The 22,680-nt window shown below is 29.7% G+C and carries 20 protein-coding genes, 8 tRNA genes and 2 pseudogenes; 22 read left to right on the top strand and 8 right to left on the bottom strand.

Annotated features, from left to right (window positions below):
• Positions 1-166: 166 nt before the first annotated feature.
• Positions 167-1,507 (bottom strand): CCA tRNA nucleotidyltransferase, encoded by a 1,341-nt coding sequence (locus FVE74_RS09550; RefSeq protein ID WP_147004306.1) that lies wholly within the window; start codon positions 1,505-1,507, stop codon positions 167-169.
• Positions 1,508-2,004: 497 nt separating this feature from the next.
• Between FVE74_RS09550 and FVE74_RS09545 the strand changes: the two genes are divergently transcribed.
• The gene (locus FVE74_RS09545; RefSeq protein WP_147004305.1) at positions 2,005-3,258 is read left to right on the top strand and encodes a Glu/Leu/Phe/Val family dehydrogenase; all 1,254 of its coding nucleotides are present in this window, start codon (positions 2,005-2,007) and stop codon (positions 3,256-3,258) included.
• A 237-nt stretch (positions 3,259-3,495) separates the two neighbouring features.
• Here FVE74_RS09545 and FVE74_RS09540 read toward each other — a convergent pair whose 3' ends face one another.
• A complete protein-coding gene (locus FVE74_RS09540; RefSeq protein WP_147004304.1) occupies positions 3,496-3,792 on the bottom strand; it encodes a YciI family protein in 297 nt (98 codons plus the stop codon).
• A 224-nt stretch (positions 3,793-4,016) separates the two neighbouring features.
• Between FVE74_RS09540 and FVE74_RS09535 the strand changes: the two genes are divergently transcribed.
• The 21 genes and pseudogenes from FVE74_RS09535 (at position 4,017) to FVE74_RS12155 (ending at position 16,674) form a co-directional block, all read left to right on the top strand.
• Positions 4,017-6,497 (top strand): AMP-binding protein, encoded by a 2,481-nt coding sequence (locus FVE74_RS09535; RefSeq protein ID WP_147004303.1) that lies wholly within the window; start codon positions 4,017-4,019, stop codon positions 6,495-6,497.
• Between the two features lie 276 nt (positions 6,498-6,773).
• Positions 6,774-6,861: transfer RNA gene (locus FVE74_RS09530), tRNA-Leu, on the top strand.
• A 13-nt stretch (positions 6,862-6,874) separates the two neighbouring features.
• A tRNA-Gly gene (locus tag FVE74_RS09525) sits at positions 6,875-6,950 on the top strand.
• 6 nt (positions 6,951-6,956) lie between these two features.
• A tRNA-Lys gene (locus tag FVE74_RS09520) sits at positions 6,957-7,032 on the top strand.
• Between the two features lie 15 nt (positions 7,033-7,047).
• Positions 7,048-7,124: transfer RNA gene (locus FVE74_RS09515), tRNA-Arg, on the top strand.
• Between the two features lie 3 nt (positions 7,125-7,127).
• Positions 7,128-7,204, top strand: a tRNA-Ile gene (locus tag FVE74_RS09510).
• A gap of 12 nt (positions 7,205-7,216) precedes the next feature.
• Positions 7,217-7,291 (top strand) — tRNA-Glu (locus FVE74_RS09505).
• Positions 7,292-7,369: 78 nt separating this feature from the next.
• A tRNA-Ser gene (locus FVE74_RS09500) sits at positions 7,370-7,456 on the top strand.
• Between the two features lie 4 nt (positions 7,457-7,460).
• Positions 7,461-7,536: transfer RNA gene (locus FVE74_RS09495), tRNA-Phe, on the top strand.
• A gap of 354 nt (positions 7,537-7,890) precedes the next feature.
• Positions 7,891-8,988 (top strand): RNA-guided endonuclease TnpB family protein, encoded by a 1,098-nt coding sequence (locus FVE74_RS09490; RefSeq protein ID WP_147004302.1) that lies wholly within the window; start codon positions 7,891-7,893, stop codon positions 8,986-8,988.
• A gap of 215 nt (positions 8,989-9,203) precedes the next feature.
• Positions 9,204-10,859: an AAA family ATPase gene (locus FVE74_RS09485; protein ID WP_147004301.1), complete on the top strand. Its 1,656-nt coding sequence runs from the start codon at positions 9,204-9,206 to the stop codon at positions 10,857-10,859.
• Positions 10,860-10,949: 90 nt separating this feature from the next.
• Positions 10,950-11,324 (top strand): hypothetical protein, encoded by a 375-nt coding sequence (locus FVE74_RS09480; protein ID WP_232053947.1) that lies wholly within the window; start codon positions 10,950-10,952, stop codon positions 11,322-11,324.
• A gap of 68 nt (positions 11,325-11,392) precedes the next feature.
• Positions 11,393-12,175: a hypothetical protein gene (locus FVE74_RS09475; protein WP_147004299.1), complete on the top strand. Its 783-nt coding sequence runs from the start codon at positions 11,393-11,395 to the stop codon at positions 12,173-12,175.
• Positions 12,176-12,211: 36 nt separating this feature from the next.
• Positions 12,212-12,769: a hypothetical protein gene (locus FVE74_RS09470; RefSeq protein WP_147004298.1), complete on the top strand. Its 558-nt coding sequence runs from the start codon at positions 12,212-12,214 to the stop codon at positions 12,767-12,769.
• 15 nt (positions 12,770-12,784) lie between these two features.
• Positions 12,785-13,423 (top strand): hypothetical protein, encoded by a 639-nt coding sequence (locus tag FVE74_RS09465; protein ID WP_147004297.1) that lies wholly within the window; start codon positions 12,785-12,787, stop codon positions 13,421-13,423.
• Between the two features lie 64 nt (positions 13,424-13,487).
• Positions 13,488-13,922 carry a hypothetical protein gene (locus tag FVE74_RS09460; RefSeq protein ID WP_147004296.1) on the top strand — a complete coding sequence of 145 codons (435 nt, stop codon included), beginning with the start codon at positions 13,488-13,490 and terminating at the stop codon, positions 13,920-13,922.
• 103 nt (positions 13,923-14,025) lie between these two features.
• Positions 14,026-14,466: a helix-turn-helix domain-containing protein gene (locus tag FVE74_RS09455; RefSeq protein ID WP_172617467.1), complete on the top strand. Its 441-nt coding sequence runs from the start codon at positions 14,026-14,028 to the stop codon at positions 14,464-14,466.
• A gap of 11 nt (positions 14,467-14,477) precedes the next feature.
• A complete protein-coding gene (locus FVE74_RS12300; RefSeq protein WP_420028883.1) occupies positions 14,478-14,675 on the top strand; it encodes a hypothetical protein in 198 nt (65 codons plus the stop codon).
• Positions 14,669-14,887 (top strand): annotated as a pseudogene (locus tag FVE74_RS12295) (transposase family protein); the annotation flags it as partial. The gene FVE74_RS12300 and the pseudogene FVE74_RS12295, both read left to right, overlap by 7 nt.
• Before the next feature lie 457 nt (positions 14,888-15,344).
• Positions 15,345-16,268 (top strand): annotated as a pseudogene (locus tag FVE74_RS09440) (IS30 family transposase).
• 271 nt (positions 16,269-16,539) lie between these two features.
• Complete coding sequence (locus FVE74_RS12155; protein WP_269473150.1) at positions 16,540-16,674, top strand: hypothetical protein; 135 nt, start codon at positions 16,540-16,542, stop codon at positions 16,672-16,674.
• Positions 16,675-16,760: 86 nt separating this feature from the next.
• Here the strand turns inward: FVE74_RS12155 and FVE74_RS09435 are convergent, their stop codons facing one another.
• The 6 genes from FVE74_RS09435 to dnaK all read right to left on the bottom strand — a co-directional run bounded on the left by FVE74_RS09435 (position 16,761) and on the right by dnaK (position 22,677).
• On the bottom strand, positions 16,761-17,222 hold the full coding sequence (locus tag FVE74_RS09435; RefSeq protein WP_332094863.1) for an MIP/aquaporin family protein: 462 nt from the start codon (positions 17,220-17,222) through the stop codon (positions 16,761-16,763).
• Between the two features lie 38 nt (positions 17,223-17,260).
• Positions 17,261-17,416 carry an aquaporin gene (locus FVE74_RS12240; RefSeq protein WP_197735151.1) on the bottom strand — a complete coding sequence of 52 codons (156 nt, stop codon included), beginning with the start codon at positions 17,414-17,416 and terminating at the stop codon, positions 17,261-17,263.
• Positions 17,417-17,827: 411 nt separating this feature from the next.
• Positions 17,828-19,018, bottom strand: coding sequence for a molecular chaperone DnaJ (dnaJ, locus tag FVE74_RS09430; protein WP_147004294.1), 1,191 nt, complete (start codon positions 19,016-19,018; stop codon positions 17,828-17,830).
• 119 nt (positions 19,019-19,137) lie between these two features.
• Positions 19,138-19,620, bottom strand: coding sequence for a phosphatidate cytidylyltransferase (locus tag FVE74_RS09425; RefSeq protein ID WP_147004293.1), 483 nt, complete (start codon positions 19,618-19,620; stop codon positions 19,138-19,140).
• Positions 19,621-19,806: 186 nt separating this feature from the next.
• A complete protein-coding gene (locus tag FVE74_RS09420; RefSeq protein ID WP_147004292.1) occupies positions 19,807-20,688 on the bottom strand; it encodes an aldose 1-epimerase family protein in 882 nt (293 codons plus the stop codon).
• 162 nt (positions 20,689-20,850) lie between these two features.
• Complete coding sequence (gene dnaK / locus FVE74_RS09415) at positions 20,851-22,677, bottom strand: molecular chaperone DnaK (protein WP_147004291.1); 1,827 nt, start codon at positions 22,675-22,677, stop codon at positions 20,851-20,853.
• Positions 22,678-22,680: the final 3 nt, after the last annotated feature.

Below are 22,680 nucleotides of genomic sequence, written 5' to 3'. Positions count from 1 at the left end.
TTTTTATTTCAAAGATAATAAAAGTGTGTACAGAATTTTGTGTAAATGGATAGATGAAGCTAGTAAATTCATTACTTTGCTATTTTATTTACGCAAAAATTTTTACACTTTAAATTTTTACACTTTCTAGAATGATAAAGAAATCCCTCGATATTTTTCTAAAAAACTAATTTTTAAGAATATATTCCTTAACTTTTTCAATCAATTCTTCTTTAGAATTTTCAATATTCCCTTCTAAAAGTTCATTTAATAAATATTTTTTCACTTTCTGAATTTCTTTATTATAAATTCCAAGTTCCATTAAGTCGTAACCGTTGATATTTAAAGAATTTATCGTAGGAACTTTCATGTTTTCCACAATATGATAAAAAGTTTTCCACAAATTATCATTTCTGTCATTTTCGTGACCTTTTCCACCATCATCAGAAATTGCTAAATCAATTAATCTTTTAGTATTTAATTCACCGTAGTTGCTAATCAATGTTTTTATTGTTTTTTCACTTTGGCTATTATGTAATTTCATATGATTTTTTACAATTGTGTAGACATCATCTCTTATGTTGTTTGATTGACCAAGTCTAGACATAATTCGTTTTGCAATGGAAGCTCCAATAATTTCATGCTTGTAAAAATGAAAATATCCAGTTTTTTCATCAACAGTTTTTGCTTCAGGTTTTCCAATATCGTGAAGAAGTGCACTCCAACGTGTTGTTAATTCAGGACTCACGCCATCAAGTACATTCATGCTATGTTCCCAAAGTGTAAATTTGTGATACGGATTATTCTGATCAAAATCATAAATCACTTTTAACTCAGGTAAAACATAATCGAGAACCTTTAATTCTTTCATTTTTTCAAAACTTTTAACAGCATATTTTCCAACAATTAATTTATTTAATTCACTTGTAATTCGTTCTTGAGAAATTTTTTCTAACACATGAATATTTTCTTTTATCGCAATTTCTGTATTTTTCTCGAAATCAAATCCCAATTGACTCATAAATCTAAAAGCTCTCATCAGTCGAAGTCCATCTTCTTGCAACCGTTTTTTCGGTTTCCCAACAAATCGAATAATCTTATTTTTAATATCTTCTTGTCCGTTAAAAATATCAATAAGTCCATCCTTTTCATTAAATGCCATCGCATTAAATGTAAAATCCCTTCGCAATAAATCATCTTCAATATCGTTCACAAACTCAACAGAATCTGGTCTTCTCCCATCGCTCCCAATATCTGTTCTAAATTTTGCAATCTCAAAATTTTCATCTTCATAATGAATTATCAAAATTCCAAAAGCTTTTCCAACTTCCTTTGTCGGATAATCAGAAAATATTTTTTTTATATCATTATATCCCATATTTGTTGCAATGTCGATATCTTTTGGAATTTTACCTAAAAGAACATCTCGTAAACAGCCTCCAACAAAATACCCTTTATTCCCATTCGAATTTAATTTTTCTAAAATTTTTGTTGCTTTCTCATCAAAAGTATAATTTTCTAATTTCATTTTTCACCTCAATTTTTAAAAACTTTTTTATATTATACTATTTTTTGTGAAAAAAATCATAGAATTTTCCAATGATAAAATTGTTTATTTGCAAATAAAAGATGAAATTGAAGAATTTTTTTATTACAATGACAGAGAAAATTGAAAATTAAATATCAATTTATCGAAAAAATCTAATAAAATATGATAATAGATAATTTGTTTGATAATAAGACTGTTAAGAAATTTATTAGTTTTTAGATATTTGAAAATGTGTTTGAGTGGATGAATTTTCAGAAGAAAAGTAGAAAAAAATAAATTTTTTTTAAAGATTTGAATTGGTAAGAATATGCGATAAAAATTGAATTTTTGGGATTTTTCACATGTAAAAAATAAGAAATGTGAGTGAAAAAATGCTTGCAAATTTATGTGGAATTGTAGTATTATATACAAGTAGAGAAGATCTTCGGCAGGAAAGTTGAAAATCAAATAGACTAGAAAAAAGAGAGGTAGAAAAGATGGCAAAAGAAACATTGAATCCATTTGAAATTGCGCAAAAGCAAATTAAATCAGCTTGTGATAAATTAAATGCAGATCCAGCTGTTTATGAAATTTTGAAAAATCCTATGAGAGTGTTGGAAGTGTCGTTCCCAGTAAAATTAGACAATGGAACAGTTAAGACATTTATAGGATATAGATCACAGCATAACAATGCGGTAGGACCCTTTAAAGGTGGACTTAGATTCCATCCAGGCGTAACAAGAGATGAAGTAAAAGCTCTATCAACTTGGATGACATTTAAATGTTCAGTTGCAGGAATCCCTTACGGTGGTGGAAAAGGTGGAATGGCAATTGATCCTAAAGAATATTCTAAAGATGAATTAGAAAGAATTTCTAAAGGATTTGCAAAAGCAATTTCTCCAATTATCGGAGAAAAAGTTGACATACCAGCTCCAGATGTTAATACAAATGGACAAATTATGTCTTGGATGGTTGATGCTTATGAAGAAGTTACAGGAAAATCGACAAAAGGTGTATTTACAGGAAAACCTTTAGAATTTGGAGGATCTCTTGCAAGAACAGAAGCAACTGGTTACGGAGTTAATTTGACAGCTAAAAAAGCTTTAGCAAAATTAAACATTGATGTAAAAGGTGCAACTTATGCTGTACAAGGATTTGGAAATGTTGGATTCTATACAGCTTATTATGCACACAAAGATGGTGCAAAAATTGTAGCCTTCTCAAATTCACATGTTGCAATTTATAATGAAAATGGAATTGACATGGAAGCTGTAATCAAAGATTTTGAAGCAAATGGACGTATTACAGAAAACAAAGGATATGGAAAAGATATTACAAATGCTGAATTATTAGAATTGGAAGTTGATGTTTTAGCGCCTTGTGCATTAGAAAATCAAATTACTTCTGAAAATGCTGACAGAGTTAAAGCAAAAGTAGTTGCAGAAGGAGCAAACGGACCAACAACTCCTGAAGCTGATGAAATTTTATTCAAAAAAGGAATCGTAGTTGTTCCTGATATCTTAGCAAATTCAGGTGGAGTTGTAGTTTCATACTTTGAATGGGTACAAAACTTGCAAAGTTACTATTGGCCATTTGATGAAGTTCAACAAAAAGAAGCTGCATTATTGTCAGGAGCATTTGAAGATGTATGGGCTTTAGCAGATGAATATAAAGTAGATTTAAGAAATGCCGCTTATATGAAGAGTATTGAAAGAATTTCAAAAGCAATGAAATTAAGAGGATGGTATTAATTTTTTAAGTTTTTGATAGTTTGATAGTAAGTTAAATATGAAATAAAGAACCTGTTTCTATTTTTGTTAATTATAGAGCAGGTTCTTTTTTATTGAATTAATATACTTAAAAATAATTTAAATTATGTTCTTGAACTATCTAAATTAATAATTATTTCACTTAGAATTTGTTTATTCAAATTATTTATATTAAGTCACCGGATTAAGTTAGATAATTCTAAAAATACTTTTTATTATTTATTTAGAATATTTTTCAAATTCCTTATCAAGCAATGCAGGTGTAAATTCAGTTATCACAGTTTCAATTAGATTATTTTTATAATAAGGGTCTTCCTTTAATATTTCTTCAAGTTCTTCCCTTGTTACGTTATATGCCAAGATAAGTCCTCCTGTTGGCGGATTTTGACGTCCTCCTGCGATAAATTTTCCAGCATCAATATTTTTTTGAATAAATGCAAAGTGATCTTGTCTAAATTTTCCCACTTCATCTAATGGCTTTGTATAAGTTGTAGCTACAATAAAAATTTGTTTCATAATCTTAATTTTCCTTTCTAAAATTGTCTTTTATATTTTACAATATATTTTAGAATAATCAATAGAAATATTTCGTTTGTTAGTAAAACTATAATGAATTTATTTATCATAATTAATTTTATAAACAAATATTTAAATAATCAAAATAATCTAAAATTGAATTTTATCTGTGATTATGATATACTTAATTGAATTTTGAAAAATGTAAAAAAAGGAGGAAAATTATGTTTTTAGAAAGAACAGAAAGATTGGCGTTAGTTGATTTTGAGAATAAACATATTAATTATATTGACTTGATAAATAATATAAAATATTTTTCTGAATATATAGTTGATTTAGGAAGTGAAAAATTTGGGCTGATTGTTATGGAAAATCGTCCAGAATGGATTTACAGCTTTTTTTCCGTATGGGATAAAAGATCTGCTGGAATTGCCATTGATGCCAATAGTAATCCAAATGAAATTTTATATGTGCTGGAAGATTCACATCCAAATGTGGTTTTTTGTTCAGATGAAACAGAAAAAAATGTTTTGGAAGCAGTTGACAAATATAGCTTAAAAAGCAGCATAAAATTAGTAAATGTGGATAAAATTACTATTGAGCTGGAAAAAATGGATGTTATAAAAAATATGCAATTTGAGCTGGGTAATCCGACTGGAGATGAAACAGCCGCTATGCTTTATACTTCAGGAACAACAGGGAATCCAAAAGGAGTAATGCTGTCGTTTAATAATTTAAATACTGAAATGGAAGGGCTTTATGAAAAGGGAATATTTGATTATAGAGATCAGATTTTAGCAATATTGCCGTTTCATCATGTTTTGCCTTTAACTGCGAGCGTGCTTTTGATGATGAAATATCAGACATCAGTCGTATTTGCGAAAAAAATCGCTAGTAAGGAAATATTTGAAGCGCTTGAAAAAAATAGGGTAACTGCCATAATTGGAGTGCCTAGAGTATTTAAAATGTTCTATGATGGGATAAAGCAGCAAATTGATGCAAAATTTATTACAAGATTTATTTATAAAATGATGAGCAATGTAAAATCATTGAAAATAAAAAGAAAAGTTTTTGCGAAAGTTCATAAAAAGTTTGGAGGTCACCTTGATTTTATCGTCGTTGGTGGAGCGAAAATGGATCCTGAAATTTCAAAATTTTACGAAACATTGGGATTTTATGCTTTGGAAGGTTATGGACTTACTGAAACTTCTCCAGTTATTGCTGTAAATTCAAAAAAAGAGAGAAAAATTGGAACTGTTGGGAAAAAGTTATATAATGTAGATATAAAAATTGTAGATGAAGAATTATGGGTTAAGGGACCAATTGTTATGAAGGGATATTACAATAAACCTGAAAAGACAGCAGAAGTGATTACTGAAGATGGATGGTTCAAAACAGGAGATTTAGCGACAATTGATGAAGAAGGATTTGTTACAATTCGTGGAAGAAAAAATACGATGATTGTCTTGTCAAATGGTAAGAATATTGATCCAGAAACGCTTGAAAATAGAGTAATTGCAAAAAGTAATGGCTTAATTAAGGAAATTGGAATTTTTAATCATCAGAATAAACTGGCTGCAATAATTGTTCCAGAATTGCTGGAATTTAGAAAACGTGGAATTACAAATACAAAGGCTTATATTAGAAATATTGTAGAAGATTATAATTTGAAGGCACATAACTATGAGAAGGTTCTTGATTATAAGTTATTTGAGGAAGAGTTGCCAAAAACTCGGGTTGGAAAAATACGTAGATTCATGTTGCCTGATTTATATGAAAAAAATGAAATTGTAAAAAAAGAAAAAACACCTGAGCCAACAGATGAAGCATATAAAATATTAAAGGAATATGTCAAGAAAAACAAAGGAATTGAGCCGCAGCCAGAAGAAAATCTGGAACTTGAAATTGGAATGGATTCCCTTGATATTGTAGAATTTTTTGCATTTATTGAAAATAGTTTTGGAATTCAGCTGGATGAAGAAAAATTTGCTGAAATGCCGAATTTAAAATTATTATCTGAATATATTAACCAAAAAGCTACAAAATTTGAAGATAATGATGTAGACTGGAAGCAAATTATCAGTGAAACGAAGCCTATACAAGACAATAAAAAGCGTTGGGTGACAAGATTCTTAAAAGCATTACAGCCAGTTGTTGACTTGTATTTTAGAGTGAGAAAAATTGACAAGAAAAAATTAACAAATGATCCACAAATTTTTGTATCAAATCACCAAAGTTTTGTAGATCCATTAATTTTAGGTTCATTATTTCCTGGAAAAATTGTTTTTAATACATTATTTTTAGCAATTGACTGGTATTTTAAAAAAGGTGTAATGAAACTGCTTGTTTCAAATGGAAATGTTGTATTAATTGATATTAATAAAAATGTCAGAAAAAGTGTGGAAGAAATTGTAGGATATTTAAAAAGCGGAAAAAGTATTGTAATTTTTCCAGAAGGTGCGAGAACAAAAGATGGAAAAGTTGCCCAATTTAAAAAAGTATTTGCTATTATAGCAAAGGAATTAAATATTGATATTCAATGTATTGGTATAAAAGGAGCATTTGAGGCATATTCGAGATATATGAAATTTCCAAAGCCTAAAAAGATTGAGGTAGCAGTGCTGGAAAAATTTAAGCCAGAAGGAACTTATGATGAAATAGCTCAAAAGGCAGAAAAAATTATAAGGGAATATGTTGAAAAATAAAGGAAAAAGCTAAATATTTATAGTGACTTTTTTAAATTTATGTTATTATTATTTTACATAGTAAGAATGATCCTTTCTAATTTTGTAAGAGATTTTAGTATATCATTTTTACTATGTTTTTTTAATATATTTTTTTGTTGCATTTGATTATACAATACACTTTTAAAAAAAATGTAAAAAAATCGAAAAAAAGTGTTGACAATATAATTTAGATATGATATACTAATTGAGTAGTTGTGAATAAGTAAAAGAAATGCTAAAAATAAGGTTACCAATGCCTTGGTGGCGAAATCGGTAGACGCACAGGACTTAAAATCCTGTGGGAATTTATCCCGTGCCGGTTCAAGTCCGGCCCGAGGCACCACAAATCATATTATGCGGGAGTAGCTCAGTTGGTAGAGCGTCAGCCTTCCAAGCTGAATGTCGCGAGTTCGACCCTCGTCTCCCGCTCCAAAATATGAGCCATTAGCTCAGTCGGTAGAGCACTTGACTTTTAATCAAGGTGTCACTGGTTCGATCCCAGTATGGCTCACCATCTAAATAACCATATGTGCCTGTAGCTCAGTTGGATAGAGCAACGGCCTTCTAAGCCGTGGGCCAGGAGTTCGAATCTCTTCAGGCACGCCATATGGATCCATAGCTCAGTTGGTTAGAGCACTCGGCTCATAACCGAGCGGTCGCTGGTTCAAGTCCAGCTGGATCCACCATTTGAGTTTTATGCGGCCTTCGTCTAGTGGTTAGGACTCCAGGTTTTCATCCTGGCAACAGGGGTTCGATCCCCCTAGGCCGTACCATTTATTCTTTTAGGACCATAATTTGAAATTGTGGTATTTTTTTTGGAAAGTATAATGTTAATATTTTAATAGAGTTGTGGGTGGATGTCCGAACGGCTAAGGGACCGGTCTTGAAAACCGGCGAAATCGCAAGATGTCTGGGTTCGAATCCCAGTTCACCCGCCATTATGCCCAGATAGCTCAGTCGGTAGAGCAAGGGACTGAAAATCCCTGTGTCCGTGGTTCGATTCCGCGTCTGGGCACCATTAGAATAGTTAAAAATGTGATATATAGTGCAAATCAGTGTTTATGCTGAATTGCACTTTTTTCTTTTATTTATAGTACTTTGCAGTTTTATCCTGTCTTAATCTGTTTCTATTTATTTCAATACATTAAAAATTTATTGGCAACTTACTGGCAACTATTTTAACAAAAAGATAGCAAGAAGTCGTAGGCTTTCTACAAGTGGGAGAGGAATTGCTTTTTTTGTAAAAAAATTGAAAAAAGGATACTCTTATGATACAATTTTTGTATAAAATATCAAAGAGAAATCATTAATGATAAAATCTCTAAAGAAATAATTAAAAATAATATTCAAAATCAAAAGGAGGTGTAATTTCATGAAATATAATTTAGCATTCAAATACAGAATTTATCCAAATAAGGAACAGAAATTATTGATAAACAAGACTTTTGGATGTGTTCGTTTTGTTTACAATACGATTTTGTATACTGCGAATAAATTTTATGAAGAAACTGGAAAAAATAAAATAATTACACCTGCTAGTTTGAAAAGTGAAAATCAATTTTTGAAAGAAGTGGACAGTTTGGCACTTTCAAATGCTCAATTGAATGTAAAACGATCGTTTACGAATTTTTTTCAGAAGAGGGCAAAATTTCCGAGGTTCAAATCTAAAAAGAAAAGTGTCAAAAGTTATACGACAAATTGTGTGAACAATTCGATACGAATTGAGGAAAACAAATATTTGGTTTTACCAAAATTGAAAAGAATAAAATTAAAATATCATAGAGAAATACCGAAGGATTACAAGATAAAGTCAGTAACATTGACAAACAGTAATGGAAATTACTATGTTTCTGTTTTGACAGAATTTGAAAAAGAAATTCAAAAAATCCCAAGTAATGATAAAGTAATTGGGCTTGATTTTTCTATGTCTGAATTATTTATCAGTTCTGAAAACCAAAGGGCTGATTATCCAAGATATTTTAGGATGTTGGAGAAAAAATTGAAAAAATTGCAGAAATCATTGTCAAGAAAAGTGAAATTTTCTAAAAATTGGTATAAGCAAAAAGCGAAAATATCAAAATTGCATGAGTATATTAAAAATTGCCGAAGAGATTTTTTACATAAATTATCGAAAAAATTGTCTGAAATATATAATGCTGTGGTTGTCGAGGATTTGAATATGAAAGGCATGAGCCAGGCATTAAATTTTGGTAAAAGTGTAGGAGATAATGGATGGGGAATGTTTTTGAGAATGCTTGAGTATAAGTTGATGTTTTTAGGGAAACAATTTTTGAAGATAGATAAGTGGTTTCCGTCATCGAAAACTTGTAGTAGATGTGGAAATATTAAAGAGGAGCTTAAATTATCAGAAAGAAGTTATAAATGTGAGTGTTGTGGAATTGAAATTGATAGAGATTACAATGCGGCACTGAATATAAAAAACATTGGAAAAGAAATGTTGAAATATTAAGAAAATAAAAAAAGACAGGGTAGGAACTACCCGAAGAGCTTGGTAAATATATTTGGCTAACAAAAGCAGATACTTCCCAAGAAGCTCCCACTTCTAAAAGCGGGAGTAGTTCACGTGTTGCCCTTTTCTTTTTTTTGTTGTATATTATAGTATGTTTTATTGTTTCTTTTTTTTGGATTTAATCGTTTTTTGTTTACTAAGAAAGGAAAAAATTTATGAATAAAAAAGCAGTTCCAGTAGGGGTGGAAAACTTTGAAAGAATAATAAAAGATGGATATTATTATGTGGATAAATCATTATTAATAGAAAAAATGCTTGAAAATAGAACTCCTGTAACACTTTTTACAAGACCAAGAAGATTTGGAAAAACGCTTAATATGTCAATGATTAAATATTTTTTTGATGTCAAAAATAAAGATGAGAATAAAACACTTTTTGAAAATTTAAAAATATCTGATAGTAAATATATGAGTGAACAAGGAAAATATCCTGTAATATTTATTTCGTTAAAGGATTTGAAAGCGGATACCTGGGAAATGTGTCGTTTAGAAATAAAAAAAGTAATTTCAAAACTTTATCGTGAATTTCAATATATTACAGACAAGATGGATGAAGATGATAAAGAGATATATAATTCCATTAAAAACAGAAAAAATGATATTGATCTCAATACTTCACTGGAACTTTTGTCTGATTTTCTTTGTGAATATTATGGGAAAAAAGTAATAGTTTTGATAGATGAGTATGATTCTCCAATAATAAATGCTTTTGATAAAGGTTATTACAATGAAGTGATAGAATTTTTTCAAGTATTTTATAGTTCTGCATTAAAGACAAATGATTCATTGAAATATGGCATTCTTACGGGAATAACAAGGATTATAAAGGAAGGAATTTTTTCAGGCTTAAACAATCTTTATGTGAATACTGTACTTAGCAAAAATTATGCAGAATACTTTGGGCTTTTGGAAAGCGAAGTAATTGAAATGCTTGATTACTTTAATATGAAATATAAAATTGAAGAAGTAAGAAGCTGGTACAATGGATATCTTTTTGGAAATGAGCAAATATACAATCCATGGTCTATTGTCAATTATTTAAGAGAAAAAGAAATAAAATCATACTGGGCAAATGTTTCTGGAAATATGCTTTTGGGAAATATGCTTGATAATGTTGGAGAAAGTGTTTATACTGATTTAAAGAAATTTACTGACGGAGAAAGCATTGAAAAATATATTTCGGATGGGACTACAATAAAAAGTCTTTTGAGTAATGATGATGAGATTTGGCAGTTATTTTTATATAGTGGATATTTGACAAAAGCTGAAAAACAGGCGGAAAGAATAGAATCCAAAAATACTTATAATTTAAAAATACCGAACAGAGAAATAAGAAGTTATTTTGGAGATTTATTTTTGAATAGATTTTTTGGAACAGAAGTAAAGACAAATACTTTAATAAAAGCTCTTGAAAATGGAGATATTAGAAAATTTGAGAAAACATTGAGTGAAATAATGATAAACATGTTAAGCCATTTTGATTTGGACAGTGAAATGGAAAAAATTTATCAGGTATTTATGATAGGGCTTGTAGGATTTCTTATGGGAAGATATGAAATTGTCTCAAATAATGAGAGCGGATATGGAAGATATGATTTAGCGATGATACCAATAAAAAGCAATGAGAAGGCATATCTTATGGAATTTAAAATTTCAAAGACTGAAAAAGGAATGAGAGCAAAGGCAGAAGAGGCTTTGAAGCAGATAGATAAGAAAAAGTATGATACAAGGTTGAAGGCTAGAGGGATAAAGAATATTTTGAAGATTGGGATAGCGTTTTATGGTAAAAGTGTGAAGGTTGTTAGTAAATAAAAGTTAGAAATTAAAATCAAATTTCAAAAATTTGCAATTTAGAACGTAAAAGGACAAGGAGAAGAAATTTTATTAGAAAAGGAAAGCATCTTGGATGTTAAATTTCTTTCAGAATCACCTGATGATTCAAACGCAAGAGCAACTGATTTAGGAATTATTCTTGAAATCAAAGGGAAAATTTTGGCAGCTACAAATGGAGATGCTGAAGATGACACAAGAAAGGTTGCTCAATGGTCGTTAGTACCTGCTGAATCAAGCGATGCATACAGAACTGTATCATTAGAGGTAATATCCGCAGGACAAATGGTAAGAAAAATTGATATGACAAATGCGTTTGTTGTCGATTACGAAGAGGCCTATGGAAATCAGGCAGGAACTGGAACATTCTCATTGAAAATCAAACAGAAAAAAGAGAAAGTTAAAGAAGTTGCAATTGAAGGTGGATATGCTGCTCAGGAAGCATAATGTAACACAAGGAGGTAGACAATCCCGTCTATCTCCTTTTATTTTTATAGGAGGAAATTACAAAAATAATGTTTATAAATAAATATCCAGTTTTTAAAAAAGGAAATGTGCTGGAAAAGGAAGATTTGGATTTATTAAGAGATAACCCGCTTGAAGTATTGAGCTTGATGTATTATGACAAAAGTAATGGAATAATAAAAGGGTTCGACTTAATACCCAATTACAGCGAGAGAATAGTGACAATTACAAAAGGAATGGCAAAATGCAACGGGGAACTTTTTTGGATGAAGGAAGATTATATATTTGATATGCCAAAACAAGAGGAACGATATATATTAAAACTTAAATTAGTGTCAGATATAGAAGAAAGAAAATATTATGTAAGGGAAGGACGTTTTGTGCTGGAGCTTGGTGAAAATGTTAATGAAGATGAAATTGAGATAACAAGATTTATTACAAGAGAAGGGGCTGAATTGAGAAATGATTATCAAAATTTCAGGGATTTGAGAAGAGATTTTAACTTGATGGAGATTATAAATACAAAATATTCTTCAGTACATAAATGGGGAACTTTTCATCCACATGTATTAAAACTATGGGGAAAGGAAGTTTCAAAAAAGGAAAATCTTGATATTTTTGATATAAATTTCTATGTAACTTGTTTACAGCAAGAGGTTATAGAACGTGATGTTATAACTTCATATATAAATGCAAAACTTAATTTGACAGATGAAAATTATACAAATGAACAAATGTTCAGACATTTATTGACAATATTAGATAATTTAGGAACAGAAAGAAAAAAAGTTGAGAAAAAAAGAATAATACCTAGAAAAATAATAGTAGAATAAAAATTTAAATAAAAGAAATAAACAGGAGGAAAAATTGTGAAATTTAGAGTAAGTATAGCTGGAGGAAATAACAATACATCAAATAATCCGTTCGGAGGCTTAGGTAATGTTTCAGTTCCAAATGTAGCAATGAACTTTGTCTCAAATGGAGAAAATAAAAATCCAATTTCAAATGCAATGGGAGGATTGACACAGCAAGGCGGAGTGATTCTTTCAAGTGATGAAATACTGGAAGTATCTTACAGCACAAACCCAATATATGGTGAAACAATGAGTGCTTCTCAAAGCCAAGTAACATTAAGAATTGTAGGAAGATTGCTTCCCACAGCTTCAGAAAATAATAGTCCCGAAGATGAAGGCGAAGGAATAGTTAGTGGAATAATGGGAACACTTGGTATGGGAACATTATTTAACCAATATAAAAGTGTAAAACATTTATTTGACAAAGATAATGAAGCAGGAGAAGAACTTCCAGAAACTTCATTAAGCAGCAATCTTTTATCATCAAGTGGTAATACTAGAGCTGGAGAAGGATATTTTGAATTAGAATTAAAACAGACAGCTTTCAATGAAAGTGATATAAATTTAAATTAAAGGAAGTTATAGCATATGAATAGAAAAGGTAAAATAACAGCAATAGAAATTAATGAAATAAAAAATGCTTTAAAGTATGGTTATATACATTATAGAGAATTAGATAGTTTTTTTAGAAATAATCTTTTAGGCTCAGATCCATTAATGATAAGGACTTATGTTGAAGAAATTACATTTAAAGTAGTAAAAACTATAGAAGATAATATAAACCCAACTAAACTTCCTGATAATGCTACGAGAAATTATTATTATAAACTATACCAATATATTAAAAGATCAGGTACAATTTTTAGAATCATAGATGATGATGATAAATTAAGAGAAGTAAGAAACGGTCGAGAAGTTTATGAACATTTATCTTATTTATTGGCAGAAGGGAAATATAATAAAGAAGTTAGAAAGAGTAATAAAATAACCAAAATTATTCAAAGCATTATAGAAAAAGGTTTACAAGAAATGCAAAAAAAAGTTTCTTCATTTGTTTTTGGGCTTTTAGAAATAAAAGAAGTAGAAAACCAAAGAGATTTATTAATAATTTATGTATTATCTACTTTATCAGTTGATCAAAAAGAGATAGAAAGAATAATAAAAGAACTAGATTCAGAATTAAGAAAAGGAAAAGATGCTAATAACAATAATAAATATTTATTTTAAAGACGGATTCTTATAAAAATATTAGATATATATAAAAATTTTTTGAATTAAGAGGAAATATAATATGAAAAAATGTATAACTATAGTATTAATTTTTTTCTCATTAATTATTGTATTTGTAATTAGAGAAAAACAAAATAATATAAAATGTAAAATAAATTCATTAGAAGAAGAAAAAGAATATTACTTTAATTCGTATCAAGAACTTAAAAAGAAAAATATAAAGTTATACAAGTTAGACGATAACCAAAATTTGGTGGAAGTAAAAAGTAGCTGGGATATCATAGTTTCTTTAGGAATGATTCTAAGTTATGGTGAAAGTAAACGAAATTTTTTTGATTCTAAAAAAGTTGTTTTAAGTAAAATGTTGGGGTTAGAAAAAAATGAAAAAAATATTTTAATTTATATTCCAAAAGAAAAAGAAAAAGATATACTTTCTAAAGCTTCGAAATATCAAAAAATGAATGCATGTAGTCTAATGGAAATATTAAAAAACTAAAAGAGGAAATCAACTATGAATAAATTTTTTAAATTAACATTAGACCTGTTCGATAACCTTGTATAAAGACCAATATCAGGGTATAATAATACTGGTGATGAAAATGATAAACAATGTTGAAAGAATAAAAAAACTTAAAGACAAAAACTATCAGAAAATTTTTGGCATTAAAAAAAATACCTTTGATAAAATGCTGAAACTTTTGAATGAAGCATACAGAATTGAACATTTAAGAGGCGGACATCCGCCAAAACTGTCTGTTCTTAACAGACTTGTAATTATGCTTTCATACTATCGTGACTACAGGACTATGGAAAATATTGCCTTTGAATACGGTGTTGCAAAAAGTACCGTCTGTGAGTGCGTTAAGTGGGTTGAAAACATCTTGATAAAAAGCGAGGAGTTTTCTTTGCCCAAAAAAAGGGAACTTGTCAGGGACACTGAGATAGAAGTCGTGCTGGTTGATGCTACGAAATGTGAAATTGAGCGTCCTAAAAAAAACAGCGGAAATATTATTCAGGAAAAAGGAAAAAACATACTATAAAGGCTCAGATAGTGGCAGACGAAAAGGATTTAAGTATACTCAACGTATCGTTTTCGCACGGGAGCGTTCATGACTTCAGGCTGTTCTGCAGAAGCCGTGTGCATTTTTCAAAAGATGTCCTTTTAATTGCCGACAAGGGATACATAGGTATGGATAAGATACACGGCAACAGCTTGGTGCCTAGAAATCGACGAAAAAGCATAAACTAACTAAGGAGGACAAGAAATACAATTCAATTATTTCAAGACGTAGAATCTACATAGAGCATGTGAACAGGCATATCAAGAAATTCAGGATAGTGTCTACACGTTATAGAAACAAGAGAAGAAAATTTGCCCTGAGATTTTCGTTGATTTGTGCAATTTATAATAAGTATCGAACAGGTCTAATATATTGCAACAAATCAAAAAAATTATCGTAAAAAAGTAGCTGAAATGATATAATAAATATTTTTTTATCAAGATAAACAAATTGAATATCTTTAATTAAAATAAAATAAGTGTACTGGTAACAAATTAAATTATAAACCCTTTAAAATATAGACTTTGAAGGACTTTTGAATGTTCCAATGAGAAACTAATATTGAGTGAATTATCAGAAGGAGAGTTTGAGTTGGTAGTTAAACAAAGTCCAAATTCAGTAAATAGAATGGAAGTGGGCAAAATGAGGTTTAATTTTGTGGTTTTATTTTTACTGTTAACCGCTATTGCTAGTGCAATTCCTCTAAATGAAGTTAGCGGAATAAAGAAATTAAGTAACTGCAATGAATGATAGATTGTATAATAAAATGCAACAAATTTTAAAATAAAATAGAACTCATGATAATTTCGTGTTAAAATGTTAGTAACCACAAAAACATTAACGAAAGGAAATATATCATGAGTCATAAACATTTTACCATAAATAAAAGAAATAAACTAGAAGTTTTGCTAAAAGAAAATTAAAAAATAGCGAGGATTGCTGAAATTCTTGAAAAAGATAAGACTACTATTTATCGAGAAATTAAGAGAGTTAAAGGTGAATACTGTGCTGAAAAAGCTCAAATAAATGCCAATAATAAAGGATGTAAAAAAGGCAGAAATTACAAAATTACTTCTGAATTAAAGAATTTGATAGAGTCTAAACTTTGTGAAAGGTGGTCGCCAGAACAAATTGTAGGACCAGAACTAAAAGGAAAATTATCTTTTAAAACTATTTACAACTGGCTGTATAAGAATTTTTTTGATGTATCAAGAAAAGGAAAAACAGCGAAAACTAAAGAAACGAGAGGAAAATTTAATATTGGAAAGTCAATTAGTGAAAGACCAGAAGAAGTCAAAAAAAAAGAAGTTTTTGAACATTGGGAGTTGGATTCCGTAGTTTCGTCAAGAGGAGAGAGCAAAGCTTGTTTTGCAACATTTGTGGAGTTAAAGACGAGATTTTATGTAGCAATAAAAATGCCAGATAGAAGTAAAAATTCGATGTTGGAAGCAATAAAGCAGTTAACATCAAATATTCCGAAAGAAGCATTTAAAACTTTTACATCAGATAGAGGAAAAGAATTTTCATACTGGAAAAAAGTAGAGGAAATGGGAATAGATTTCTATTTTGCAGATCCTTATTGCTCATGGCAGAGAGGATGCAATGAAAATAGTAACGGTCTTCTAAGAGAATTTTAACCAAAGAAGACCGATATATCAAAAGTAGAAACAGAAGACTTGCTAAGAACCTTAATGCTAATAAATTCAAGACCTAGAAAATGTTTAAACTATGCAACACCATTTGAAAAATTTTTACATGAAATTAAATTTGAGGAAATTTGAAAAATGTTGCATTTAATATTACAATTTAGGGTGAGAATTTGAAATTTTATGAAAAGAAATTTTAAAAAAGTAACTGAAATTTTACTGGCAACTTACTGACAACTTTTATCTTTCAAATACACATTTTTAGCTAAATAACTATGCGTGGGCACCATTTAAACAAAAAAATAAATATAGTATTGATATTAACATAAAGATTCATAAAGTTATTGTGGATGATTTATGTTTTTTTTTATTAAAATTTCAATTTCTTGTTATGATGAAGCTGGAAATGAATTGGGGAAGACAGGAAGATACAGTTGATAATGCTGGGATAAATGAGAAATGGGAATTTAAAGCTGCATTTATGGGAACTAAACTCGAAAGATGTGATGTTGACAATAGTATTAGGATTTTAAAAAAATAAAAATTAAATAAAAACTGCACTTAAATAAATAAGAAATGCAGTTTTTTTAGTTTATTTTTAAAAGGAAAAATAACTTTTAATTTTCGTTATTCTTCAATTTCAGCAGATAACCATTTATAACAAAGGGCTGCTAATGCTCCACCAATTAGAGGTGCTACAATAAATACCCAAACTGATGTTAATGCATCTCCACCCATAAATAATGCTGGGCCAAAACTTCTTGCTGGATTTACAGATGTTCCTGTAAAGTGAATTCCAAAAATATGAATTAAAGTTAATGACAAACCGATTACTAATCCTGCAACCGCTCCATTTGAGACTTTTGAAGTGACTCCTAAAATTGCGATTACAAATACAAATGTTAAAATAATTTCAATTAATAATGATTTTCCAATACTTGCATCAAATAATCCGTTTGTACCTAATCCATGTTCTTTTCCAATCAATGACATTAAGATAAATGCTCCAAAGATTCCTCCTAAAAATTGAGCAATAACATATCCAATAAAGTCTTTAATGCTCATTTTTCCTGATAATAAAACTCCGATCGAAACTGCAGGGTTGATATGGCATCCTGATATGTTTCCTAGGCCATTGCTACGATTGATAATCCAAATGCAAAGGCTGTTGCTAAGTAGGCGACATTGACTTCGCTACCTTTTGTACCTAAAACTGCTGCAGTTCCACAACCGAATAGAACTAGGACAGCTGTACCAATAAATTCTGCTACATACTTTTTCATTGTACTTTTCCTTCCTTTTTTTAATTTTTTGAATTAATTAATATTATACTTTAAAATAATGTGATTTTTGTTATTATTCTATTATAATATTCTTGTTTTTAGGAATATATTCAAATTCTTTTGATATTAGTATTTGATATATTTGATAACTTAAGTTTTTTACCTGCTTCAGGATATTTGTTTTACTAAATTTTAAGTTTACATAGTTATCAAAGGTTTATTGTTCTCAATATTAAATTTCATTAAATTAAAATTATATTTTATTTATTGACAAAAGTCTTTAATCTTTGTAAGTAAATCTGGTATCAAAGGGAATAATAAAAAAATACTCCAATTAATTTAAATCAGAGTATTTTTATTTAAATATAATATAATTTTTATCAATCTTTATTTTTATGATTGCCAGAATTTTCAATTTTCAAATTTACTGAAAAATCTTTTTATTTTGTCTTTAAATGAATGAGCTTTTTTATAATTTTTCTTATTGTCAAGCGAACCGTCAAATTCACGTAAAATTTCCTTTTGCTTGTCAGTAAGATTTGTTGGAGTTTCTACTTTTATTTCTACAATTTCATCTCCTCTGTTTTCACTTCGGCTATATTTTATTCCTTCATTTTTCAATCTAAAGATTTTTCCGTTTTGAGTTCCTTCTGGAATTACAATTTTTTTCTTACCATTAAGTGTAGGTACTTCTACTTCGCCACCTAAAATAGCTGTTGTCATTTTTAAAGGAACTTCACAACAAATGTCATATTCACTTATTCTATCAAAAATATCATGTTTTGCAACAGTTATATATACTCTTAAATCTCCAAAGATTCCACCGTTTGCTCCTGCATCTCCACATCCTCTTACTATTAATTTTTGTCCAGTTTGAAGACCTGACGGGAATCTTACCTTTTTCGTAAATGTTTCTCTTTCCAAACCTGTTCCATGACAAGTATGACATTCTTTTTCAGGTATTTTTCCAGTTCCGTGACACTTATCACATTCCTGTATTCCGCTTGCCATTCCAAATAATGTTCTTTGCTGAACTTTTATATGTCCCGAACCATTACATTTATCACATGTTTTTGTACCGTGTCCAGGTTCAGCACCGCTTCCATGACAAGTGTGACATTGTCCATTTCTTTTATATTTTAATTCTTTTTCTACACCAAAAGCCACTTCTTCAAGAGTTAATACCAAGTTGTATCTTAAATCATCTCCTCTATGCACTTTTGGTCCTTGACTTTGAGCTTGACCTCTTCCACCAAAAAAACTTCCAAAGCTTCCAAAAATATCTCCTAAATCTTCAAAATCAAATCCGCCAGCACCGCCAAAACCTTGTCCACCGAAGCCTTGTCCACCAAAGCCACCTGCTCCAGCTCCTCCATTTTCAAATGCCGCATGTCCATACTGGTCATAAGCCGCTCTTTTTTGCGGATCGCTTAATACTTCATTTGCTTCCTGTACTTCCTTAAATTTGGCTTCAGCTTCAGGATTATCCTTATTTCTATCTGGATGATATTTTTTCGCCATACTCCTATACGCTTTTTTTATATCCTGTTCCGAAGCGTTTTTAGGTACGCCAAGCACTTCATAATAATCTTTTTTTGCCATTTTCTATCTTTTATCCTTTCCGCTTCTGCAAATTTTATTTTATCTATTTATGTTTTTTATTTTTTATAAATTATAATTATTTATTCAAAAACTTTAATTTTATTTTTGGTACAATAAATTTAAATACTTCCAATTAAACTTATTAACCCAAACAATATTAACATTTCGTTAGTTATATTTTCTACACCTCTAAAGTACAATATAGAACCTGGATTTTTATAAAATACAAATAGTACTGTTAAGGCAATTAATAAATATAAAATCCCTGTAATGGAATCCTTTCCTTTTCCAGACTCTCTTATTTTATTAAAAATTGAACTAATTGAAATAAATATGGCAACTCCATATAAAAATGATTTAAAACTTATATTCAATTGAAATATATGAATTAAAACTAATAAAAAAGTTTCAACAATCGCATTTTCAAATCCTATTTTTAGTGATTTGCTAACGAAAAAACAAATTCCTAACATGATTATAAAATATATAATTATATGTAAATTAAAGAAATTAATGCCATAATTATAAAATAATCTTCCAAACGAAAATGCACCTACAAAAATTGAAAACTTTTTTAAATTATTTTTTAGTACATCTAACATTTTCACTTCCTTCTATTATAATTCCATAAAAATATTGTCAACTAATGGAACTTATAATTTTTTAGTCTACATTAAACCTTAAATATCATACTAAAAATATAATTGTTTAATAATCAGTTTTAAAGTTAATTGAATATATTATAACTTAATTTTCCAATAAATCCAATATAAAATTTAAATTTTTGTTTATTTTTTTCCTTCAATAACTAATTTTGCAAAAAATTCCTCTCCAGCTTCCAATTTCAAAATTCCAATTTTTTCTTCTAATTTCCCGCTCGTATTCTCAAAATCAGAAATTCCATACCAAGGCTCTATGCACACAAACGGAGCTTTCGATTTGCTCCAAAATGCAACATAATGAAAACCTTTATATTTAACACTTAACTCTTTTGAATTTTTACTATTTTTTATCACAACCTTTTCTGATTTCAAGTCTTCAAAAATTATCGCATCATCATCAAACACTGTTTCAGTAATATGCAATTTATTTTCATTATTCAAGCAATCAGCTTTTTCATCTAAAACAAGCCCTTTTTCATTCAATTTATATTTCTTTGAAGTCTCATTTTTCTCAAATTCCAAATAATAATCACTCAATTTTATGTCATCATTTACATCAAGTGCAAATGCAGGATGTGTTCCAAGCGAAAAATATATATCAGAATCATTTTTATTCACAACATTATACCCGATCTCCAGAGTATTTCCAACAATTGTATAAGTTATAAACAATTCAAACTCAAACGGATACTTCTCCAAAGTTTCCTTATTAGAAGAAAACCTAAACTTCAAAAAGTTTTCAGACTTCTCAACCAGTTCAAAATCCTCAGTCCGAGCAAACCCATGCCGTGTAGAAATTTCATACTTTTCCCCATCAAAACTATAAGCCCCATTTTTTATAGTTCCAACAAACGGAAACAACACAGGTGAACTGGCAGCCCAAAACTCAGGATTCCTGTCCCACATAAACTCTTCTCCATCTACTTTGTAACTTCGTAATTCCGCTCCTCTATCCGCAACTGCAATTTCAATATTTCCATATTTTAGGGTATTTATTGTACTTTCCATCTTTTAACACATCCTCTATAAAGAATTTATTCTTACCATAACCTCAATTCCAAATCCAATAATTCCAGACACTTTTTTAAAAATCAATTATTTCTACAAAAGAAGGAGAACAACTTCCCCTTCCTTCATAATATTCTTATTTAAATTTCTTATTTTTTAAAATTAATCTACAACTTCTGCATCTTCCACATCATCAGCACCAGAGTTGTTATTTTCTCCAGCTGTTTCTCCGCCTTGTGCTCCTTGTTGTGCTTGAGCTGCTTCTTGGTACATTCTAGTTGCAAATCCTTGAGATACTTTCGACAATTCTTCGATTCCTTTTCTGATTGCTTCGATGTCGTCTCCATCTTTTACTTTCTTCAATTCTTCGATTGCTTTTTCGATGTCTTCTTTTTCAGTTCCTTGCAATTTAGCTTCGTTTTCTTTTATAGTTTTTTCAGTTGCAATTACTAATTGGTCAGCTTGGTTTCTAGCTTCTACTAATTCTTTAAATTTAGCATCTTCAGCTTCATTTGCTTCAGCATCTTTTTTCATTTTTTCGATGTCTTCTTTAGACAAATTAGATGAACCAGAAATTGTTACTGTGTTTTCTTTTCCTGTTCCTAAATCTTTAGCAGATACATGCACGATACCATTTGCATCAATATCAAATGTTACTTCGATTTGAGGTACTCCTCTTGGTGCAGGTGGGATATCGTTCAAATTAAATTCTCCTAATTTATGGTTGTCAGCCGCTCTAGCTCTTTCCCCTTGCAATACAACGATTGATACTGCTGGTTGATTATCTGCTGCTGTTGAGAACACTTGTGATTTTTTAACTGGCACAGTAGTATTTCTATCAATGATCTTAGTAAATACTCCACCCATTGTTTCAATTCCTAATGACAATGGAGTTACATCTAATAACAATACATCTTTAACGTCTCCCATTAATACTCCACCTTGGATAGCTGCTCCTGCTGCTACAACTTCATCAGGGTTAATTGATTTATTAGGTTCTTTTCCAAAGAATGATTTAACCCATTCTTGAACTGCTGGGATTCTTGTTGATCCACCAACTAATAAGATTTCATCAATTCCACTTGGATCTAAGTTTGCATCTTCTAACGCTTGTTTAACAGGCCCTTTAGTTGCTTCAACCAAGTCTTTTGTCAATTCATCAAATGCTGCTCTAGTTAATTTCTTTTCCAAATGTTTTGGTCCACTTGCATCCATTGTGATGAATGGCAATGAAATTTGTGTTTCTAATGTAGTTGACAATTTTTTCTTAGCATCTTCTGCTGCATCTTTCAATCTTTGAATTGCCATTTTATCATTTCTTAAATCAATTCCAGTTTCTTTTTTAAATTCATCAGCTAACCAGTCAATAATTTTTTGGTCAAAGTTGTCTCCACCTAAGTGGTTATTTCCTGAAGTTGAAATAACTTCTACTACTCCATCTCCAATTTCCAATACTGATACGTCAAATGTACCTCCACCTAAGTCAAATACTAACACTTTTTCTTCTTTTTTCTTATCTAATCCATAAGATAATGCTGCTGCTGTTGGTTCATTAATAATTCTTTTTACTGTAAGTCCTGCAATTTCTCCTGCATCTTTAGTTGCTTGTCTTTGAGCATCAGTAAAGTAAGCTGGTACAGTGATTACTGCTTCTGTTACAGGTTCACCTAAATAGCTTTCAGCATCTTTTTTCAATTTTTTCAAAATCATTGCTGAAATTTCTTGTGGTGTATAATCTTTTCCATGGATATTTACTTTATAATCTGATCCCATTTGTGTTTTAATTGAAATTACTGTTGAATCAGGATTTGTAATTGCTTGTCTTTTAGCAATTTCCCCAACTATAATTTCTCCATTATCTTTAATATTTACTACTGAAGGTGTTGTTCTTCCTCCATCACTATTTGGTATTATTGCAAAGTTTCCACCTTCCATAACTGCCACGCAGCTGTTTGTTGTTCCTAAATCTATTCCTATTATTTTACTCATATA

Source organism: Leptotrichia wadei (assembly GCF_007990445.1).
Classification (GTDB): domain Bacteria; phylum Fusobacteriota; class Fusobacteriia; order Fusobacteriales; family Leptotrichiaceae; genus Leptotrichia; species Leptotrichia wadei_A.
Note: the sequence above shows the minus strand (reverse complement) of the source record. Positions and strands in the feature narration are given on the sequence as shown.

What these genes read in the sequence shown, in the direction of transcription:
- FVE74_RS09550 (WP_147004306.1), bottom strand. Translation starts at nt 1,507, where the DNA reads ATGAAATTAGAAAATTATACTTTTGATGAGAAAGCAACAAAAATTTTA.
- FVE74_RS09545 (WP_147004305.1), top strand. Translation starts at nt 2,005, where the DNA reads ATGGCAAAAGAAACATTGAATCCATTTGAAATTGCGCAAAAGCAAATT.
- FVE74_RS09540 (WP_147004304.1), bottom strand. Translation starts at nt 3,792, where the DNA reads ATGAAACAAATTTTTATTGTAGCTACAACTTATACAAAGCCATTAGAT.
- FVE74_RS09535 (WP_147004303.1), top strand. Translation starts at nt 4,017, where the DNA reads ATGTTTTTAGAAAGAACAGAAAGATTGGCGTTAGTTGATTTTGAGAAT.
- FVE74_RS09490 (WP_147004302.1), top strand. Translation starts at nt 7,891, where the DNA reads ATGAAATATAATTTAGCATTCAAATACAGAATTTATCCAAATAAGGAA.
- FVE74_RS09485 (WP_147004301.1), top strand. Translation starts at nt 9,204, where the DNA reads ATGAATAAAAAAGCAGTTCCAGTAGGGGTGGAAAACTTTGAAAGAATA.
- FVE74_RS09475 (WP_147004299.1), top strand. Translation starts at nt 11,393, where the DNA reads ATGTTTATAAATAAATATCCAGTTTTTAAAAAAGGAAATGTGCTGGAA.
- FVE74_RS09465 (WP_147004297.1), top strand. Translation starts at nt 12,785, where the DNA reads ATGAATAGAAAAGGTAAAATAACAGCAATAGAAATTAATGAAATAAAA.
- FVE74_RS09460 (WP_147004296.1), top strand. Translation starts at nt 13,488, where the DNA reads ATGAAAAAATGTATAACTATAGTATTAATTTTTTTCTCATTAATTATT.
- FVE74_RS09455 (WP_172617467.1), top strand. Translation starts at nt 14,026, where the DNA reads ATGATAAACAATGTTGAAAGAATAAAAAAACTTAAAGACAAAAACTAT.
- FVE74_RS12155 (WP_269473150.1), top strand. Translation starts at nt 16,540, where the DNA reads ATGAATTGGGGAAGACAGGAAGATACAGTTGATAATGCTGGGATAAAT.
- FVE74_RS12240 (WP_197735151.1), bottom strand. Translation starts at nt 17,416, where the DNA reads ATGAAAAAGTATGTAGCAGAATTTATTGGTACAGCTGTCCTAGTTCTA.
- dnaJ (WP_147004294.1), bottom strand. Translation starts at nt 19,018, where the DNA reads ATGGCAAAAAAAGATTATTATGAAGTGCTTGGCGTACCTAAAAACGCT.
- FVE74_RS09425 (WP_147004293.1), bottom strand. Translation starts at nt 19,620, where the DNA reads ATGTTAGATGTACTAAAAAATAATTTAAAAAAGTTTTCAATTTTTGTA.
- FVE74_RS09420 (WP_147004292.1), bottom strand. Translation starts at nt 20,688, where the DNA reads ATGGAAAGTACAATAAATACCCTAAAATATGGAAATATTGAAATTGCA.
- dnaK (WP_147004291.1), bottom strand. Translation starts at nt 22,677, where the DNA reads ATGAGTAAAATAATAGGAATAGATTTAGGAACAACAAACAGCTGCGTG.